Source organism: Hydrogenivirga sp. 128-5-R1-1 (assembly GCF_000171895.1).
Genome location: NZ_ABHJ01000005.1, coordinates 1 through 17,372 on the forward strand (window position 1 = coordinate 1; position 17,372 = coordinate 17,372).

20 protein-coding genes are annotated in these 17,372 nt (G+C 52.0%); 9 read left to right on the forward strand and 11 right to left on the reverse strand.

Annotation, left to right across the window (positions count from 1 at the left end; translation table 11 throughout):
• The coding region (locus HG1285_RS11715; protein ID WP_008286949.1) for an ATP-dependent helicase at positions 1–1,172 on the forward strand (1,172 nt) is incomplete at its 5' end.
• Here HG1285_RS11715 and rpmI read toward each other — a convergent pair.
• The 6 genes from rpmI to HG1285_RS11685 all read right to left on the reverse strand — a co-directional run bounded on the left by rpmI (position 1,169) and on the right by HG1285_RS11685 (position 6,251).
• Entirely contained in the window at positions 1,169–1,369 is a 201-nt protein-coding gene (rpmI, locus tag HG1285_RS11710; RefSeq protein WP_008286950.1) for a 50S ribosomal protein L35, read from the reverse strand. The genes HG1285_RS11715 and rpmI overlap by 4 nt on opposite strands.
• A 29-nt stretch (positions 1,370–1,398) precedes the next feature.
• Positions 1,399–1,926, reverse strand: a complete 528-nt coding sequence (infC, locus tag HG1285_RS11705) for a translation initiation factor IF-3 (protein WP_008286951.1) — start codon at positions 1,924–1,926, stop codon at positions 1,399–1,401.
• A complete protein-coding gene (locus HG1285_RS11700; protein ID WP_008286952.1) occupies positions 1,923–2,321 on the reverse strand; it encodes a hypothetical protein in 399 nt (132 codons plus the stop codon). Before HG1285_RS11700 ends, infC begins: the two co-directional genes overlap by 4 nt.
• Positions 2,322–2,427: 106 nt before the next feature.
• On the reverse strand, positions 2,428–3,273 hold the full coding sequence (locus HG1285_RS11695) for a fumarate hydratase (protein WP_032496514.1): 846 nt from the start codon (positions 3,271–3,273) through the stop codon (positions 2,428–2,430).
• The gene (gene mdh, locus HG1285_RS11690) at positions 3,251–4,258 is read right to left on the reverse strand and encodes a malate dehydrogenase (protein WP_008286955.1); all 1,008 of its coding nucleotides are present in this window, start codon (positions 4,256–4,258) and stop codon (positions 3,251–3,253) included. The genes HG1285_RS11695 and mdh overlap by 23 nt, the downstream gene beginning before the upstream one ends.
• Positions 4,259–4,271: 13 nt before the next feature.
• Positions 4,272–6,251, reverse strand: a complete 1,980-nt coding sequence (locus HG1285_RS11685; protein WP_008286956.1) for an aconitate hydratase — start codon at positions 6,249–6,251, stop codon at positions 4,272–4,274.
• A 136-nt stretch (positions 6,252–6,387) separates the two neighbouring features.
• Between HG1285_RS11685 and fabD the strand changes: the two genes are divergently transcribed.
• Both fabD and HG1285_RS11675 read left to right on the forward strand, forming a co-directional pair.
• Positions 6,388–7,326, forward strand: coding sequence for an ACP S-malonyltransferase (gene fabD / locus HG1285_RS11680; RefSeq protein WP_008286957.1), 939 nt, complete (start codon positions 6,388–6,390; stop codon positions 7,324–7,326).
• 24 nt (positions 7,327–7,350) lie between these two features.
• Positions 7,351–7,731 (forward strand): hypothetical protein, encoded by a 381-nt coding sequence (locus HG1285_RS11675; RefSeq protein ID WP_008286958.1) that lies wholly within the window; start codon positions 7,351–7,353, stop codon positions 7,729–7,731.
• Here HG1285_RS11675 and HG1285_RS11670 read toward each other — a convergent pair.
• Positions 7,728–9,461, reverse strand: a complete 1,734-nt coding sequence (locus HG1285_RS11670) for an ABC transporter substrate-binding protein (protein WP_008286959.1) — start codon at positions 9,459–9,461, stop codon at positions 7,728–7,730. The genes HG1285_RS11675 and HG1285_RS11670 overlap by 4 nt on opposite strands.
• A gap of 28 nt (positions 9,462–9,489) precedes the next feature.
• Between HG1285_RS11670 and atpC the strand changes: the two genes are divergently transcribed.
• The 3 genes from atpC to HG1285_RS11655 are packed head-to-tail and all read left to right on the forward strand — an operon-like array spanning position 9,490 to position 11,149.
• Positions 9,490–9,885, forward strand: coding sequence for an ATP synthase F1 subunit epsilon (gene atpC / locus HG1285_RS11665; protein ID WP_008286960.1), 396 nt, complete (start codon positions 9,490–9,492; stop codon positions 9,883–9,885).
• Positions 9,869–10,582, forward strand: coding sequence for a methyltransferase (locus HG1285_RS11660; protein WP_008286961.1), 714 nt, complete (start codon positions 9,869–9,871; stop codon positions 10,580–10,582). The genes atpC and HG1285_RS11660 overlap by 17 nt, the downstream gene beginning before the upstream one ends.
• A gap of 18 nt (positions 10,583–10,600) precedes the next feature.
• Complete coding sequence (locus HG1285_RS11655) at positions 10,601–11,149, forward strand: DUF507 family protein (protein ID WP_008286962.1); 549 nt, start codon at positions 10,601–10,603, stop codon at positions 11,147–11,149.
• On the opposite strand, the gene HG1285_RS17275 is transcribed toward HG1285_RS11655, so the two are convergent.
• Together HG1285_RS17275 and HG1285_RS11650 are read right to left on the reverse strand one after the other, a co-directional pair.
• Entirely contained in the window at positions 11,146–11,679 is a 534-nt protein-coding gene (locus tag HG1285_RS17275) for a M23 family metallopeptidase (protein WP_008286963.1), read from the reverse strand. The two genes, HG1285_RS11655 and HG1285_RS17275, sit on opposite strands and share 4 nt — an antisense overlap.
• A complete protein-coding gene (locus tag HG1285_RS11650) occupies positions 11,657–12,757 on the reverse strand; it encodes a bis-aminopropyl spermidine synthase family protein (protein ID WP_050777668.1) in 1,101 nt (366 codons plus the stop codon). Before HG1285_RS11650 ends, HG1285_RS17275 begins: the two co-directional genes overlap by 23 nt.
• Positions 12,758–12,773: 16 nt before the next feature.
• On the opposite strand from HG1285_RS11650, the gene HG1285_RS11645 reads away from it, so the two are divergent.
• From HG1285_RS11645 to HG1285_RS11635, 3 genes are all read left to right on the forward strand, one after another.
• Entirely contained in the window at positions 12,774–13,544 is a 771-nt protein-coding gene (locus HG1285_RS11645; protein WP_008286965.1) for a TlyA family RNA methyltransferase, read from the forward strand.
• Positions 13,545–13,650: 106 nt separating this feature from the next.
• Positions 13,651–13,899, forward strand: coding sequence for a hypothetical protein (locus tag HG1285_RS11640; protein WP_008286966.1), 249 nt, complete (start codon positions 13,651–13,653; stop codon positions 13,897–13,899).
• Positions 13,899–15,560, forward strand: coding sequence for a hypothetical protein (locus HG1285_RS11635; protein ID WP_008286967.1), 1,662 nt, complete (start codon positions 13,899–13,901; stop codon positions 15,558–15,560). Before HG1285_RS11640 ends, HG1285_RS11635 begins: the two co-directional genes overlap by 1 nt.
• Here HG1285_RS11635 and lepB read toward each other — a convergent pair.
• Positions 15,557–16,324 (reverse strand): signal peptidase I, encoded by a 768-nt coding sequence (lepB, locus tag HG1285_RS11630; RefSeq protein WP_008286968.1) that lies wholly within the window; start codon positions 16,322–16,324, stop codon positions 15,557–15,559. The genes HG1285_RS11635 and lepB overlap by 4 nt on opposite strands.
• On the reverse strand, positions 16,321–17,370 hold the full coding sequence (gene rlmN, locus HG1285_RS11625; protein WP_008286969.1) for a 23S rRNA (adenine(2503)-C(2))-methyltransferase RlmN: 1,050 nt from the start codon (positions 17,368–17,370) through the stop codon (positions 16,321–16,323). The genes lepB and rlmN overlap by 4 nt, the downstream gene beginning before the upstream one ends.
• Between the last annotated feature and the right edge of the window lie 2 nt (positions 17,371–17,372).

The following is a 17,372-nucleotide window of genomic DNA, read 5'->3' on the forward strand; positions in this document are numbered from 1 at the left end:
GCAGAGCCCTCTGGAAGGAGCTCATACCGACCCTCGTGCCCGTCCACGACAAGGGGGATAAGCCTGTGGTCAGGAGGTTTGAGAACGAGCAGGAGGAAGCTATATGGGTTGCTGAGGAGGTGAGGACACTGCTTAAATCTCACCAGCCCAGAGATATAGCTGTTCTGATGAGGGTGTCCTACCTTACAGATGTCTTTGAGAGCACCTTCTTCAAGATGGGGATACCCTACAGGGTTGTGGGAACCCTGAGGTTTTACGAGAGACCTGAAGTCAAGAACCTACTCTACTTCTTGAGATTGCTTCAGAACCCTGCAGACGAGCCAGCCTTCAGGAGGGTCATAACCTACTTCCTGGAAGGTTTCGGACAGAGAGCTCTGGAGCTTACAAGGGAGGACTTCCGGGGAAACTGGATAGAGGCTCTCGGTAGGCTTGCGGATAGGCTTTCTTCAACCAGAAGCGCGAAGCTGGAATCCTTCCTTACCTTCTTTGACGAGCTCTGCAGGGAGAGGGAGAACTACCCTTACGTTATAGAGAGGCTCCTTGATGAAACGCCCTTCCTTGAGAGGGTTTTAAAGAAACACAAGGGAGATCCAAGGGAGAGGACAGAGAACGCCCTTGAGTTCCTCAGAACAGCCAAGGAGAAGCTGAAGGAGGGAAGCTCCCTTGAAGACTTCCTGAACGAAGCCTTCATGATGTCCTCGGAGGGAGTTGAGGAGAACGCCGTGAGTATCATGACAATTCACGCCGCCAAGGGGCTTGAGTTCGGTGCAGTTTTCCTTCCGAGGCTTGAAGAGGAGATACTTCCTCACAGGTCTGCCCTTGAAGACGAGGGGGAGCTTGAGGAGGAGAGAAGGCTCTTTTACGTTGCGGTTACGAGAGCCAAGGAGAAGCTCTACCTGTCCTATACGAAGGCTAAGGGTAGGAAGCCGAGCCGCTTTCTCTCGGACATACCCAAAAACCTTTTGAACCTGGAACACTTTAAGAAGAAAAATGGTAAGGTCTCATACAGCGTGGAGCTAAAGCCTAACCAGAGGGTCACCAAGGGAGCTATGGTAAACCACAGGGTCTTCGGTGTCGGTAAGGTGCTTGAACTTGAGGACGATAGAGCCCTCGTTGACTTCAAGGGAAAAAGGAAGACGATACACACCTCCTTTCTGGAGGTGCTTGATTAGATCCTGAGCAGGTCTCTGACGTGCTTTTCCATGTTCTCTTTGACGTAGGTAGCCTTCCTTAGCCTCCTCTTCCTCTTGGGGTCTTTCTTGGTGTTGTAGTGGGAACCTCCGCCTTTCCACCTCTTTATCTTTCCGGTCGCTGTAACCTTGAACCTCTTTTTAGCTGACCTGTTAGTCTTCATCTTAACCTTAGCCATCTCAGACCTCCGAGCGCAATATTATACACCTATTTCTTCTTCTTTGGGGCTAAGGTAAAGAGCAGGAATGGTCCCTCCTTCTTTGGTTTTACCTCAACCTCTCCGACGTCCCCGAGCTCTTCCACTATCTTCTTGAACAGCTTCTCCCCGAGCTCAGGATGTATGTTCTCCCTTCCCCTGAACCTTATCCTTACTCTGACCTTGTCGCCGTCTTCCAGGAACTCCCGCATGTGCTTTAGCTTCACTTTGAGGTCGTGCTCGTCTATCCTTACCTTCATCCTTATGTCCTTGACCTCTATCTGGTGTTCCTTCTGTTTCTTCCTCGCTTCTCTCTCCTTCTTCTTCAGCTCGTACTTGAACTTCCCGTAGTCCATTATCTTGCACACCGGTGGCTTAGCCTGGGGTGCTATCTCCACGAGGTCAAGCCCCTTCTCCTCAGCGAGCTTCAGAGCCTCCTGGGTTGGAACTATGCCGACCTGCTGACCTGTGTCGTCTATGAGCCTGACCTCCCGTGCCCTTATCTGCCTGTTAACGCGGTAATCCTGAACTTTACTCATCCAGCCTCCTTGAGAAGTATTATCGTTGAAAGGAAGAAGTTTAAAAGCAATACGAGGGTTGATAGGTAAGATACCTTTCTGAACCTGACCCTTTCGGGTGCGTCAAAGGAGTAGTTGTCAATACTCCCTAAGGTTTTCTTATAGCTTTTAAGCCACATAGAAATTGCCACGTTCAGAGAAAGCCCTGACAAAAGCAGTATTCCCAACCATTTATTGCCCAATATAAGATACACCAACAGCAAGAAAAAAGCAATCTTGTAAAAGCGCCACAGTATACGACCGTAAAACCTGCCTGCTGTATCTTTGTCCCTGTTAGTTCTCAAAAGCACGGGAGCCACAACGGAAACTATTAGAAACAGTGAACCTGCGTACAGGGAAAGGGCTGCTACTTCCATTCTCCCCTCTTCTTCCCGCTTAGCTCGCTCCTCATAACCCTGAAGGCAAACCCGGACAGGAAGAGAACGGTTATGAGTCCAATTATCGCCAGTATTAAGATGTACTTCAAATCACCTTCTCCGCGTGTCTTGAGGCGTGACACTGGATATTCACCGCAACGGGAAGGGAAGCTATGTGACAGGGGTACATCTCCACCTTAACGTCAACGGCTGTTACCGTACCCCCGAAGCCCATGGGACCCAGCCCGAGCTTGTTTATGTCCTCTATGAGCTCTTCCTCAACCTTGGCTATTAGCGGGTCGGAGTGCCTCTCACCGTGAGGTCTTAGTAGAGCCTTCTTGGCTAGGTAAGCACAATACTCAAAGTTCCCGCCTATACCCACACCAACGGTGAGCGGGGGACAGGCGTTCGGTCCTGCGTTCTTTACAGTTTCAAGTATAAACTTCTTTGCGCCTTCCCATCCGTCCGCGGGCTTCAGCATCATGAGCCTTGAGGTGTTCTCTGACCCAGCACCTTTGGGAGCGACAGTTATCTTGACTCTGTCTCCAGGAACCACTTCTGTGTGTATTATCGCCGGTGTGTTGTCACCTGTGTTCTTCCTCTCAAAGAGGGGATCCCAGACCATAGAAGCCCTTAGAAGACCCTCCTTCGTAGCCTGTCTTACACCCTCGTTCACCGCAGACTCAAGGTCGCCGCCCTCTATAACTACCTCCTGACCGATCTCTATGAAGACAACCGTTACGCCCGTATCCTGACAGTAGGGCATTTTCTCCTTCAGAGCTATCTCCGTATTCAGGAGTATCTGCTGGAGCACCTCTCTTCCGAGGGGAGACTCTTCCCTCTCAACGGCTTCCCTGAAAAGGGCTACCGTCTCTTCAGGTATCTCACAGTTAGCCTTTATGGTAAGTTCCTTAACAACCTCCGTTATCTCATGCGCTTGCACTCTTCTCACCGAGCATCACCTCCGCTATCTCAACGCTCTTCTTTACAGACTCCACAGACCTGTCCCACATCTGACGTTCTTCGTCTATCATAGGCACCTTTATTATGTCTTCAACCCCGTTGGCTCCGAGCTTTACGGGAACGCCAACGCAGAACCCTCTCACGCCGTAGTACTCTCCCGCCTCCCCGTCAAGGTAAACGGAGCAGGGGAGTATCCTTCTGCTGTTGGTCACCAACGCCTCAACCATGTCCACCACAGCTGCAGCGGGCGCGTAGTAGGCTGAGGTGCCCATCAGTTCAACTATCTCACCACCTCCGAACCTCGTTCTCTGTATTAGCTCGTTGAGCTTGTCCCTCGGTATTAAGTCCTTGAGGGGTATACCTCCAACGTTGGACATGGATATGAGGGGCACCATCTCGTCCCCGTGTCCCCCTATAACGTAGGCGTGTATGTCCTTTGGGGAAACCCTTAACTCTTCCGCTATGAAGGTCTTGAACCTGGAAGAGTCAAGAACACCCGCCATGCCTATGACCCTGCTCGCGGGGAAACCGCTGAGCTTTACCGCAGCGTAGGTCATTATGTCCACTGGGTTTGTGACCACTATGAGTATGGAGTTTGGGGCGTACTGGCGAACCCTGGATATTATCGTGGAGAGTATCCTGATGTTGGCTTCCAGGAGGTCTTCCCTTGACATTCCCGGTCGCCTCGGAAATCCTGCGGTTATGACCACTATGTCGCTATCAACCATGGGCTCGTACCCATCTCCTTCGGGAGACACGGTGAAACCGTCTATCTTGGTATCTATGTCCATGGCTGCGACCATCTGTTTCATATCAAGAGCCTTTCCCTTGACGGGCTCAAAGACCTTATCATCAACCTTTCTGGGTATGTCAAAGAGTCTTACGTCTGCAAATCCCTTTATTGCTATCAGACTGGCCACGTGCTCTCCCACGTTTCCCGCCCCTACTATTGATACCACCTTTCTCATAGCCATAGCTTCCACCTCCTCAGCTTCTAACCTCCTGAGCCTGCTTTCTCTTTATGTAGTTCAGCCTTCCGCCTCCGAGAAGGACTTCTATCTGGTACGGCGTCAGGTTGTATCTGCACTTTATCTCTTCACCCGTTGTCTTGTTTATAACTACCACATCTTTGCCTTCTCTCAGGCTATTGGCGAGCTCGGGTATCTCTATCTCGTCTCCGAGGGTGAACTTGTCGTAATCGTCCTTATCTATGAACTCCAGGGGAACTATGCCGAAGTTCACAAGGTTTGCGTGGTGGATACGGGCAAAGGACTTGGCTATCACCACCCTGACACCTAAGAACCTCGGAGCGAGAGCGGCATGCTCTCTGGAGGAACCCTGTCCGTAGTTCTCTCCTCCTACTATAACTCCGGCTTTGCCTTTCTCCTTTATAGCCTTTATTCTGGGAACGAACTCGGGGTCAACGTAGTGATAGACGTACTCAGAGATCGCGTAGATGTTTGACCTGAGGGGCAGTATCTTCGCACCCGCGGGCATTATGTGGTCTGTGGTTATGTTGTCGCCCACTATCAGAGACACTTCAGCGACGAGCTTGTCCGGTAACTCATCAAAGGGTGGCAGGGGCTTTATGTTGGGTCCTCTGTATATCTCTACCTTCTCCACCTCTTCCGGTGGCAACGGCTCTATGAACGCCTCGTCTCCGTAGGGGAACTTCTCGGGCATCTCAACCTTTATCCACTTGGCGCCCGTTTTCTCTGCGAGCTTTCTGGGGTCTACTATCTCTCCCGCTATGGCACAGGCAACGCAGGTCTCCGGAGAGGCAAGATAGACCTTCGCATCGGGTGTTCCAGACCTTCCCTCAAAGTTCCTGTTGAAGCTCCTTATGGAGACTCCACCGCTGGGGGGAGCGTAGCCCATACCTATACAGGGTCCACAGGCGCTCTCAAGTATCCTCGCTCCCGCTTTGAGGAAGTTGAGCAATCCTCCGCTCTCCGTTATAAGCTCAAGAGCCTGCTTTGATCCGGGTGCGACCGCAAAGACAACGTCAGGGTGAACCTTCCTGCCTTCAAGTAATTTTGCACTTCTGGTGAGATCCACGAAAGACGAGTTGGTGCAGGAACCGATGACCACCTGATCCACCTTTATGCCTTCTATTTCCCTAACGGGCACTACGTTGTCGGGGGAGTGAGGCTGGGCTATAAGTGGCTCAAGCTCAGAGAGGTTTATCTCAACCACCTCGTCGTACTCCGCATCTGGATCGGGCAGGAGCTCTACCCAGTCCTCTTCCCTTCCTTGGGCTTTGAGATAAGCCCTCGTTATGTCGTCCGAAGGGAATATGGAGGTAGTGGCTCCCAGCTCGGCACCCATGTTGGTTATGGTTGACCTCTCGGGGACAGATAGCTCTCTGACACCCTCTCCGAAGTACTCAAATATCTTCCCGAGACCGCCTTTGACCGTGAGCCTCCTTAAAAGTTCAAGGATTATGTCCTTGGCGGTAACCCACTCGGGCATCTTTCCCGTGAGCTTCACACCCACTATCTTGGGCATCTTGAGGTAAAAGGGCTCTCCAGCCATTGCGGCGGCAACGTCCAATCCGCCCGCACCTATGGCGATCATTCCCACTCCACCGCTGGTGGGTGTGTGGGAGTCAGAACCCAAGAGGGTCTTTCCGGGCTTTGCAAACCTCTCCACGTGAACCTGGTGGCATATCCCATTACCGGGCTTTGATAACCAGATACCGAAGCGCTTGGCAACGCTCATTAGGTACTTGTGGTCGTCGGGGTTTCTGAAGTCTGTCTGGAGCATGTTGTGGTCTATGTAGCTAACCGACAGGTCTGTCCTGACCCTCGGAACTCCCATAGCCTCAAGCTCAAGGTAAGCCATAGTTCCCGTTGCGTCCTGCGTGAGTGTCTGGTCTATCCTTATGGCTATCTCCTCTCCCGGTTCCATCTTTCCGCTCACGAGGTGCTCTTTGATTATCTTCCAAGCGACCGTGCCTTTAGCCATTTCCTACCTCCTGGTCTTAAAACGACGTTTTAGAAGGATTATCCTATTTTAAGCCTTTTGTCAAGAAAGGCAAAGGAGCTATGCAAGGTAAAATTACCAGCACAACCGAGCTCTCTTTTCAATAGAATAATCCTCCATGGGTAAGATAGCTTACGTTTTCCCGGGTCAAGGGTCTCAGTATGTAGGAATGTCCTACGACTTTTACAGGGAATTCCACCAGTCTGCGGATGTCTTCCACGAGGCTGAACAGGCTCTCAGGATGTCCCTTCCCGACCTGGTTGAGGTCGTCCTAAAGGGTCCAGAGGAGAAGCTCAACAGAACTATGTACACCCAGCCGGGCATACTGGTCGCCTCCTACGCCGTATACAGGGTGATGGAGGATATGGGCTTTCCCAAGCCAAACTACGTGGCAGGACACTCCTTAGGAGAGTACACGGCTCTTCTAGTTGCTGAGGGTATTGAGCTCTTTGAAGCTGTCAGGCTGACCTATCTGAGGGGAAAGTATATGCAGGAGGCTGTGCCCGAGGGTAAGGGTGCAATGGTGGCTGTACTGAAGATACCTCCTTCGGAGGTGGAGAGGATATGTGAGGAAGCCAGAGATTACGGGGTGGTTGAGCCGGCAAACTACAACTCTCCACAGCAGACCGTTATATCCGGGGAGAGGCAGGCTGTTGAGAAGGCGGGAGAGATCGCGAAGGCAAGGGGCGCAAGGGTGATACCCTTAAAGGTATCTGTTCCGTCCCACTGTTCCCTCATGAAGGACGCTGCTGATGCCTTTCGTCTCAAGCTTGCCCAGACGCCCATAAAGAACGTAAATCTACCCGTAGTCCAGAACTACACGGCGAGGGAACACACCATGGCTCACGAGATAAGGGAGAACCTTTACAGACAGATGTTCTCTTCGGTGAGGTGGTATCAGAGCGTTGAGTACATGGTTGCCGAGGGTGTGGACACCTTCATAGAGGTGGGACCAAAGAACGTTCTTTCCAAGCTTATACAGCAAACGTCTCCCGGTGTCAGGGTGTTCAACATAGAGAAGGTGGAAGACCTTGAAAAGGTCAAGTCCGCCCTGTAAATTTAGAAGCTTGGGAGGTAGTGCATGGGGGCTATAGGACCTTATCATTATAAGGTCTGGGTGATAGGAGATATCCTGGACAGATACGAGAGCTGTAAGAACGGTGCGAGAAAGCCCAAGGCAAAGCTTTTCGTAAAACCCAGTGAAGAGAAGAAGCTTAACAGGAACGCCTACTTTGAGAACGTGGTTATATACGCCGTGGACATAGAGAACATAATAGAGTCCCTTGAGAGTCCTCTGAGGGAGATAATAGCCGGAAGGTACTTTGAGGGCGACGTTAGAACCTTCATGGAGGACTTTGGGATAAGGAGCAGGAGGGAAGCGAGGAGACTGATAGTGAGGGCTGTTAACAAGTTCTTCCACGAGGTTGAGAGGTACAGGAGGAGTACCAAGAACACAGCTTAATTCTTGAAAAAGAGCCTCTCCTCCTCGTACCAGCCCCAGACGGTGGGGAACAGGTTCTCAAACTTATCGTAAGCTGCGAGCAGGCTCTTGGGCGTTGCTATGAATATCATGGGTTGCTGCTCAGTTATTATCCTGTACGCCTTTTTGTATATCTCCACTCTCTTCTTGAAGTTCAGCTCCACCGCTCCGCGGTCTATCAGCCTGTCAACCTCAGCCTCCCACTCCGTAGCCGGTTTCTTCTGTATCGGGTTCCACATGTGCAGAGTCCCAGAGGAGTGCCAGACGTTTCTCCCGAAGTGGGGGTCTAAGGAGCCGGTGAGCCCTATTATTACAGCCTCCCACTCGTAAGGTGGGGAGGTGAGCCTTGCAACGAGGGAGTTGAAGTCTATGGGCTGGAAGTGAACCTCAATCCCGATCTTCTTCAGGTCTTCCTTGATTATGTTCCCTATCGTTTCCCTCTCCTTGTTGCCCGCGTTGGTTATCAGGGTGAACTTGAGGTCGTGACCCTCGGAGTCTTCAAGTATCCCGTCCCCGTCCCTGTCCTTGAAGCCTATGCTTTCTAACAGTTCTCTCGCCCTCTTGAGGTCGTACTCGTAGGTTGGGTAGTACCTCTCATCGTAGTAAGGTCTGTTCGCCTCGGTTATGGGCGTATATAGAGGTTTCGCAAGCCCGTTGTAAACGAGGTAGCATATTCCTTCCCTGTCTATGGCGTGGGATATGGCTGTTCTGAACACTTTGTTCTGGAACCATTTGAGCTTGTGCTTTGCCACCTTGGCGTTGGGGTTCTGGTTGAACACGAGGAAGGTTGTTGAGGGTGTGGAGCCAAGGTCGTAGACCTTTATGTTCTCCCTATCAGTCCTGGCTATGTGCTGTATGTCCTGGGGTCTCAGACCTATGTAATCCAGCTCTCCGTTAGTGAACTTGAGGAGGGCTGTATCCGGATCGCCTATTATCACGCCCACCTTCCGTTTGATGTAGGGCAACCTCCGTTCCCTCTCATCCTTCCTGTAGTAGTAGGGATTTCTCTCATAAACTACCCTCTGTCCCTTTATGTATTCCTTTATGACCCACGGACCCGTCCCGACGATCTCCTCCAGGGGTGTGTTTACGTTCCAGGCTGTATTAAAGCTGCCCTCTCTCACGTGTTTCTGAAGTCTGTGCCTGGGCAGTATCTCGGCGCTGAGGGCGTTCAGGAAGGGGGCAAAGGGCTCTGGGAGGGTGAACCTCACCGCGTAGCGGTCTATCTTTTCGACCTTTATCTTCCTGCCCTTTATGGTGAGTATGTCTCTCGTAGAGGAGGGGATGTCGTCGTTGTAGTAAACCTCGTTGAAGGTGAAGACCACGTCGTCTGCCGTGAAGGGCGTACCGTCGCTCCACCTGACGTCCTCCCTGAGGTAGAAGGTCCATACCCTCCCATCCTCCGATACCTCCCACCTCCTCGCGAGGTCTGGTTTAACCTCCATTGTTTTTAAGTCCAGCCTCGTCAAACCGCTGAACACATCGCCTATGACCGCTGTTGAGGTAGTCTCCTGGGCGAGGGCTGGGTTGAGGGTCTTTGGATCACCGCTCAGGACGAAGTAGAGAGTTCCTCCCTCTCTGCCTGGCTTGGGGTTGAACTCTTCTGGAGAGACCTTTATAAGCTCAACCTTTCCCCCTTCCGGGGAGTTTGACATATGAAAGGGGAGAAAGGACAGAAACGCTACCAGCAGGGCTACAAGGACGGGTTTCATACCCTATTTATGATATACTTTTACAGCCATGATAAGGGTTGAGATAGTCACGCCTCAGGGTCTATCCTTCTCACGGGAGGTAAACTCCGTGAACATACCCACCGCGGAGGGAGAGATAGGCGTTCTCCAGGAGCACATGTACCTCATGACCCTCCTCAAGCCGGGACTCGTTTACTTTGACGGGAACGAGAAGGAGGGTATGGCGGTAACCTACGGTGTGGTTGACGTAACGCCCGAGAAGGTTCTTATCCTTGCGGAGGAAGCCTACGAGGTGGGTGACATAGACGTTGGTAAGGCTAAGCAGGAGTTTGAGGAGGCGGTGAAGAAGCTCGCTACCGCCCAGACGATGGAAGACATTAAAGAGTGGGAGAAGATAAAGGAGAAGGCTCAAGCCCTCCTTGAGGTAGTTGAAAGGGTCAGGTAAAGAGTTCACCTTCTTCCGGGGAAAGCTCCGCCTTATACAGCCTGAGGAGCACAGGGTATCCGTTGACCTCGTCGTTTTCCTCTCTCGCCTAAAGGGAATAAAGAGGAATACGAGGGTTGCAGAGCTCGGGGCAGGCTTCGGCTTTCTATCCCTGGTGATCGCCAGAAAGTTCGGGTGTGAGGTCTTCGCTCTGGAGAGAGATGATAAGCTCTTTCACCTCTTGGAGGAGAACGTTAGACAGAACGAGCTCGGGGATCTCGTGAAACCCGTTAAGGTGGACATAAGGGAGCACCGGGAACGGTTCAGGAGGGGCGAGTTCAACGCTGTCGTAACCAATCCCCCCTTCTTTCCGAGGGATTACGGTGTCGGCGACGGGGGCTTTCACTTTGAAGATGATACGGAGTTGAAGGACTTTGTGGAGGCTGCTTCCTACCTTCTCAGGGACGGAGGGTACTTCAATGTCCTCGTACCTGCATTCAGGCTCTACGAGCTCTTCCTTCTCCTTGATAAGTTCAACCTGCCACCGAGGTACCTGGGCGTGATGTATCCGACCGAGGATAAGGGTGGCAAGCTGTGTGCGGTCTCTTCGGTAAGGAACCGACCCGGTCCCCTGAGTGTGGACAGAGCTATAATCATAAACAGCAAGGAAGGTGGCTACACTCCAGAGGTTGAGAGCCTTTTAGAGGGTTTTCTCTGATGTGCTATAATAGACCGAATGAAGCTGCCTGAAAGGCTCGTTGAAAGGATTGCAGATAGAATAGTTGATGAACTGACGGGGGAGAAGATTATAGAACCCGAAGACCCTGAGCTCTTCAAGAGAAAGGTTATCTCCGTTTTCAAGAAGGCTGAGGAGGAGGAGAAGCTCCTTGACGAGAAGACGAAGGAGATCCTGAAGGAGAAGATGAACCTCCTTGAGGAGACAGACCTTGATTACAGGACAGCCTTTAAAGCCGTAAAGGCTAAGCTCGCCGAGGAGATGAAGATAAACGTGAACCGCAGGGAGAGGATGAACCAGGTCGCCAACATGATAAGGGACCTAATAATGGAGGACGAGACGGTTGAGATATACGAAGACCCTCCCCTGATAAGGAAGAGGGTTGCCGAGATCCTCAGGGAAGCCGTCAGGGAGGAGGAGGAGATAGAGCGCAGGGTCAGGGAGAAGATAAGGCAGTACTCAAGGAACATTCTTGAGGGAACTCCCGAGTGGAACATCCTCTACAAGAGGATATACGAAGACGAGCTCAAGCAGAGGGGGCTAGCCTAAGGCAGGTAGGCGATAGGGTTCTGACGTATCCCGTACTTTATAACCTCGTAGTGAAGATGTGGTCCCGTTGTCCTGCCCGATGATCCCACGTAGCCTATAACCCTGTTCTTAGAGACCTCCTCTCCCCGTTTGACCACCACCGAAGACATGTGGGCGTACAGGGTTATGTATCCGTATCCGTGATAGATGATCACCGTCTTGCCGTATCCCCTTATCCAGCCTGCAAAGAGCACGTAACCTGGGGCGGTGGCGACCACCTTGCTGCCGTAGAAAGCTCCTATATCAACCCCGGAGTGGAACTCCTTCGCACGCCCTCTCCTCCTCCAGCCGTAATCCGAGGTGATTATACCGACCACAGGCCATATGTCGGGTCTTGCGTTCTCAACGCTCCTTATGTCTATAAGCTCCCTGAACTCCTCCGGGTAGTTGTCGGTGAAGGGTTCCGCCGGCAGGGGCGTAAACTCCAGCTGTCTCTTGCCGAATACACCCCCGGCGAGCAGGACGATACTAAGTAGTAGAACCTTCCTCATCAAGGTAGAAGACATCGTCCGATATGGGGTCGTTCCATCTCTTAAAGCCGGGCAAGGTCTCTATCCTGTACCACGCCGACCTGTACCATATGTCTGTCGGGTTCTTCCTAACAGGGGCTATCTGGGCAGCCTTGGTCTCGGGGTGGTACTCCCAGTTCATGTAGTGGTTGAAGTCCTGAACTATGTCCGTTATGACGGTCCCGTACTCACCTATCAACGTCTCCTGAAACTCCTTCCACCTGAATATGGAAGAGTCTCTAAGGGTTAGTCCGAAGTATCCTGCGCAACCTTCGTCCCTCAGGGTGGCTATCCCCCTTCCTATGAATGCCCTGAAGGCGGCAAAGGTCTCTGGAGGATCAGTTATGAAGACGTCAAACTGACCGAGCATGTCCTCTCCGTAGGGCTTCCTCAAGTCCCAGACCACAGCCTCCGCGTTGTCTATACCAAGCTCCTTAAATATCCTGTTGTCAAACTCTATCAGCCTATCGTCTATGTCTATCACGAGCACCCTGTTAGCCTTCCTTGTGAGGGCGACTGCGAGCCCCGTGAGGTCGTCCTCCGCACCCATGACTATTATGTCCTTACCCCTCAGGTCTCCCCTTGAGTCTATGAAGAGAACCCTTGAGACCGTAGTTTCTGGCGTTACAGAACCCTGGTCGTAGTCCCTTATGGCTTTGGGTCTGTCCTTGGCGAGCTCAACGAAGGTTCTGTAGAGCTCCTTGTCGGCGTAGAAGGGATAGCCCCTTCCCTCACAGGCTTGGCAGGAGTAGTCCACAAAGGGCTCTATGCCGAGCTCCCCAATTAGATCATAGCCCTTCTGGGTCAGGAGTATGTCCTCCTTGTCGTCTATGAACAGCAAGCCCTCGGATATGAGCTCTTTAACTATACCTGAAGCTGCGGGGACGGGCAGATCTGAGAGGTCCACTATCTTCCAGAAGTCGCCGCTTACCATAACCGCCGAGAGAACTCTCTCCACGTTCCTTCTGTGTAGTCTAACCTTTGTCTCTTCCTGAACCTTCTGGGCTATGCGTGAAAGTAAGTCCAACGCTTCACCTCCGGGAGAATTTGAAAAGGACATACTATTATAAAAGGTTATGGTAAGGCTTGACAAACTTCTTTTTGAGCGAGGTTTGGTTGATTCAAGGGAGAAGGCACAGGCACTCATAATGGCTGGACAGGTCTTCGTTGAGGGGAGGAGGGTGGACAAACCTGGGACAAGACTCAAGGGCGACGAGAGGGTTGAGGTTTTGGAACTTCCCAGGTACGTGTCCCGGGGAGGAGATAAGTTGGAAGGTGCCCTGAGGAGGTTTGGAATAGACCCTTCGGGTAAGAGGGTTCTTGACGTTGGCTCCTCCACAGGCGGTTTTACCGACTGTCTTCTCCAGCACGGTGCAGAAAAGGTCTACGCCGTTGACGTGGGCAGGGCTCAGATGGACTTCAGGCTTAGGGAAGACCCCCGGGTGGTTCTGTACGAGAAGACCGATGCGAGAGATCTGACGGACAACCACGTGCCCGAGAAGGTTGACCTGATAACGATTGACGTGTCCTTCATATCCCTGACCAAGGTTCTTCCCAGTGTGGTGCGCTTTCTTAAGGAAAATGGGCTTATCTTAGCGCTGGTGAAACCTCAGTTTGAGCTCTGCCCCAAGAAGGTGAAAAAGGGTATAGTCAGGGATAGAGAGCACAGGAAAGAGGCTGTGCTCAAAGTGGCTTCCTTCGTTAATGAGCTCGGGTTTAACGTCCTCGGAGTTGTAAAGTCCTTCCCCAGGGGGAGTAAGGGCAACGAGGAGTTCTTTCTGCTCGCGGGCAGGGAAGGCATGCCCGTGGAGCTTGAGGGGGAGTTAGAACGTGCCCTTGATGAGTGAGTGTTAAAAAGGGCTCGTTTTCTCCCGATGATTTGAGAGAGCTTGAGATTATACTATTGGGAGAGTTGCCTGTGTTGAAAGGAGAGGGCGCAGGGAGAGTGGAGATATGGATACGAAGAGGGAAGCGTTAGAGCTGTCCAGAGAGCTCATACCAAGGCTGATTGAGTGCGGCACAGAGATAGACGGATACTTTAGGCAGTTCAGGGAGCTCAGGCTCAGGGAAGACGACCTATCCTTTCAGGGAGCCCTCATAAACGTTGAACACGCCTTCTTCATGGTGGTTCAGTCCATGAACGTTCTCAGGGAGAACCTGAAGCTCCTTGAGGTCGCTTCAAAAAAGAAGGAGATAGGGTGATGGCGATTAAAGCGTTGCTTCTTGACAGGGACAGAGAGGTATTCCCCTTGCTGGGGGACATCTTCAACGTCACGGGACACAAGCTGCTCATAGCCACGAACGACGACATGTTCAAAGACCTCGTGAACTCCACCGACATAGACGTGGTCATGGTTAACCACACGGACGTGAAAGCGTGGCTGTCCTCCTGGAAGGAGGATAAAATTCCCCTTCCCTTCTTCCTCCTGGACAGGGACGAGGAGGAACTCAGGTTCAAGAGCATAGGCTTTTCGGAGCTGAACTACATAAAGAAACCCTTTAACCCCCTTGAACTTCTCAACAAGCTGAACTACCTGTACAGGTTCAAGGCGGAGGAGGACGCCCAGCAGCTCGGGCTCGTCAATACCCTCATAAAGCTATTCAACGACAGGGAAAGCAGGCTCGTTGAGGTCTCCAACTCAAACCTCTGCATCGTGGCTGTGGAGGAGGGGAAGGTTCTGGGAATGGACTGCACCGTGGAGGAGCTCAGAACGATACTTGACAGCGATGAGGTCAAGGTAAGGGTAAAGGAGTTTGACAGGGTTAAGCTGGAACAGAAGTTCGGTGACACCTACGATTTCGTGAAGACGCTGCTGGAGAGAGCAAAACCCGTTCATGCGGTTGTGACCTCCGGAGAGAGAGTGTTAGAGGAGGTCAAGCCCGTAGAGGAAGTGGAGGAAGGACTGTTCAGGGTTTCCAAGTTCTCAAGCGTGCCGGTCTTGCTCAAGAACGTATATCTGAGGGTGTATGAGGGCAGGGGCAGGAGGGCAGCCTTCCTCATAAACATAGGTTCCCTTGACGAGTGGAGCAGCGTAAGAAATCTCGTGGAGGACACCCTCTTCAATTTAGACGAGCTTGATGCCGTCATACTTCTCACGGGAGAACTCTCCAGCGTATACAACAGCTTTATCCTCTCGGAGCAGAAGTTCAACATGAGGTTCATAACCGACTACTCGGTCAAGAGGGAGCTCTCCGAGTCCGGTTGCAAGTCCGGCAGGATAAGAACCTTCGGTGATTTCCCCTCTTACTCGGTCACTATAGCCACGGGGCACAGACTCAGGTTCATACCCTCCAACTTCTCACCCTCCGCAGGAGGGTTCTGTCTTTACGAGGAGGATACTGGCATTCTGTTCACCCCTGAGCTATTCAGTTCCTTCTTCAACGAGCAGTCAAAGGACATCACGGAGGACGTCCGGCTCTACCACAGGGTATTTATGCCCTCGGGTACAGTTCTGAACTCGCTGCTCGGCAGGTTTAACGACGTTAAGGTCAAGAGGGTTCTCCCGAGATACGGGCTTCCTTACGGGGAGTTTGATGAGGCTGTGGATAAGCTATCCGGTATGAAAGCCGGGCTTGATTTCAGCCCTATAGCGAGCAAGGACAGAGCCCTTGACGTGATGAACGGGGTGGTGTCCTTCGTGCTTGACAGCGAGGATAAGAGCGTGGCGGACAAGTTCATAGAGGAGCTCGGGAGGTTTGCTACCGTGGAAGCGGGTGTGGTGACGGACATATACGTTGATCCTCCCTTCACCGTTGAGCTTCTCCTGAACGCTCTCATGCTCGTTCCCGGTATAAGACCATCAACGGTGGTAGGCGTTCTATCAAGGCTTGACAGAGGGGATATCTTTATAAACCCCTTCTAATATATGAAGAAGCGTCCTATACGCTCAATCCGTGGGTTTAGTAAGGCTAAGAATAGCTGACGGAAGCCCGTGAACACTGTCACATCGTCAGGGGTCAGGGGAGGTACCTTCCCCGAGAAGTATATTACGAAAGCCTTTCCCACTATGTTCTCCCTCGGCACAAAGCCCCAGAACCTGCTGTCCTCACTGTTGTCCCTGTTGTCTCCCATGACGAAGTAATGCCCCTTGGGGACACGGAACTTTACGCAGAGGTTGTGTCTCTGTTTGAGACAGTCCTCGCCGTTGTAAGACACAAGTCCGGAGACCTTGGTTGGGTAGGCGGAGTACCATACGAGGTGTCTTATTACCTTGTCCTTCCACCTGACGCTCTCCTCAAACTCGTAATAAAAGCGTCCGTTAAAGCTCCTCAGAGTCCTGTATGTTAGCCCGAACTCCTCTCCGTTCACCTTCACCCTGTACGCCTTCACTTCCGCCTTCGGGTCAAAGAACTCTTCAAACTCAACGAGGTCGCCCGGTGTGGCTATGACCCTCTTTATGTAGTCAAGGCTCGGATTGACGGGATATCTGAAGACCACTATGTCTCCCCTTCTGGGTTCCGAAAGGCTGTAGACCAGCTTGTTGACGAGTATGAAGTCTCCTATAAGGAGCGTAGGCTGCATGGAGGCGGAGGGTATGTTGAAAGCCTGGACGAGCGTAGCCCTTATGAAGAGAACGGCGGCTATTATTACGGCGAATTCAAGGAGCCACTTGGAGGTCTTTTTCATGGATTTGAGATTTTAACATAATCCCTCTTAGCCCTGAGCTGTCCGCAGGCACCGAACACGTCCACCCCTTTGCTGAACCTGACGAAGGTTGATATGCCCCTTTCCCATAGAACCTTCTGGAAGTTGAGCACCCTTGTAAGCTCCGGTCTCTCGTAGGGCAGGTTAGGGTCGGGGTTAAAGGGTATGAGGTTCACCTTGAACCTCTTCCTGTGCCTTCTCAACAGCTCTGCGAGCTCTTCTGCGTCCCTTTTAGAATCGTTTAAGTCCTTTATGAGGACGTACTCAAGGGTTATCCTCCTGTATCTCGGGAGAGGATACTTCACGAGAACCTCCATGAGCTCTGAGAGGGTGTTCTTCCGTGTTATGGGCATGATGCTCTCCCTCGTGGACTGACGCGGTGCGTTCAGGGAGACCGCCAGATTCAGCTCTCTCATTATGGGGTCTTCCGCCATCCTCCTCAGCTGGGCTACGAGCCCGCTCGTTGATACGGTTACCCTCCTCTTTGATAGGTCAAGTCCCCAGGGCGAGACCATTATCTCTGCAGCTTTCCTGACGTTGTCGTAGTTGGCTAAAGGTTCTCCCATCCCCATGAAGACCACGTTCCTTATCTTCTCGGGGGAGTCCTTCTGCACCTGCAGGAACTGGTCAAGTATCTCGGCGCTGGTCAGGTTTCTCCTGAGCCCGTCTATCGCTGTGGCGCAGAATGTACACCCAACGGCACATCCCACCTGAGAGGAGACGCACAGGGTAAGGTGGTCTCTCTCCCTTATTAGCACTGTCTCAACGATGTGTCCGTCGTGGGTTCTGAATAGGTACTTCCTTGAATCGGGGGCATCAACCCTATCCAACTTCTCTAAGGGGTGGAAACGGAACGTATCCTCAAGCAGTCTCCTCTGTTCCTTGGGCAGGTCTGTCATTGAACTGAAGTCGGTCGTTAGCTTCTTGTAGAGCCATTTTAGAACCTGTCCCGCCCTGTACTTCTCCAGCCCGAGGGATACGAATCTCTCTCTGAGCTCTTCAAGGTTGTAGTCTGTTATGAACTCCATAG

Excerpts from the sequence above, each read along its gene's own strand:
- HG1285_RS11675 (WP_008286958.1), top strand. The coding sequence starts at position 7,351 with ATGGGGGCTATAGGACCTTATCATTATAAGGTCTGGGTGATAGGAGAT.
- HG1285_RS11635 (WP_008286967.1), top strand. The coding sequence starts at position 13,899 with ATGGCGATTAAAGCGTTGCTTCTTGACAGGGACAGAGAGGTATTCCCC.
- atpC (WP_008286960.1), top strand. The coding sequence starts at position 9,490 with ATGATAAGGGTTGAGATAGTCACGCCTCAGGGTCTATCCTTCTCACGG.
- HG1285_RS11700 (WP_008286952.1), bottom strand. The coding sequence starts at position 2,321 with ATGGAAGTAGCAGCCCTTTCCCTGTACGCAGGTTCACTGTTTCTAATA.
- fabD (WP_008286957.1), top strand. The coding sequence starts at position 6,388 with ATGGGTAAGATAGCTTACGTTTTCCCGGGTCAAGGGTCTCAGTATGTA.
- HG1285_RS17275 (WP_008286963.1), bottom strand. The coding sequence starts at position 11,679 with ATGAGGAAGGTTCTACTACTTAGTATCGTCCTGCTCGCCGGGGGTGTA.
- HG1285_RS11645 (WP_008286965.1), top strand. The coding sequence starts at position 12,774 with ATGGTAAGGCTTGACAAACTTCTTTTTGAGCGAGGTTTGGTTGATTCA.
- infC (WP_008286951.1), bottom strand. The coding sequence starts at position 1,926 with ATGAGTAAAGTTCAGGATTACCGCGTTAACAGGCAGATAAGGGCACGG.
- HG1285_RS11655 (WP_008286962.1), top strand. The coding sequence starts at position 10,601 with ATGAAGCTGCCTGAAAGGCTCGTTGAAAGGATTGCAGATAGAATAGTT.
- rpmI (WP_008286950.1), bottom strand. The coding sequence starts at position 1,369 with ATGGCTAAGGTTAAGATGAAGACTAACAGGTCAGCTAAAAAGAGGTTC.
- lepB (WP_008286968.1), bottom strand. The coding sequence starts at position 16,324 with ATGAAAAAGACCTCCAAGTGGCTCCTTGAATTCGCCGTAATAATAGCC.
- HG1285_RS11640 (WP_008286966.1), top strand. The coding sequence starts at position 13,651 with ATGGATACGAAGAGGGAAGCGTTAGAGCTGTCCAGAGAGCTCATACCA.
- rlmN (WP_008286969.1), bottom strand. The coding sequence starts at position 17,370 with ATGGAGTTCATAACAGACTACAACCTTGAAGAGCTCAGAGAGAGATTC.
- HG1285_RS11670 (WP_008286959.1), bottom strand. The coding sequence starts at position 9,461 with ATGAAACCCGTCCTTGTAGCCCTGCTGGTAGCGTTTCTGTCCTTTCTC.
- HG1285_RS11685 (WP_008286956.1), bottom strand. The coding sequence starts at position 6,251 with ATGGCTAAAGGCACGGTCGCTTGGAAGATAATCAAAGAGCACCTCGTG.
- mdh (WP_008286955.1), bottom strand. The coding sequence starts at position 4,258 with ATGGCTATGAGAAAGGTGGTATCAATAGTAGGGGCGGGAAACGTGGGA.
- HG1285_RS11650 (WP_050777668.1), bottom strand. The coding sequence starts at position 12,757 with ATGTCCTTTTCAAATTCTCCCGGAGGTGAAGCGTTGGACTTACTTTCA.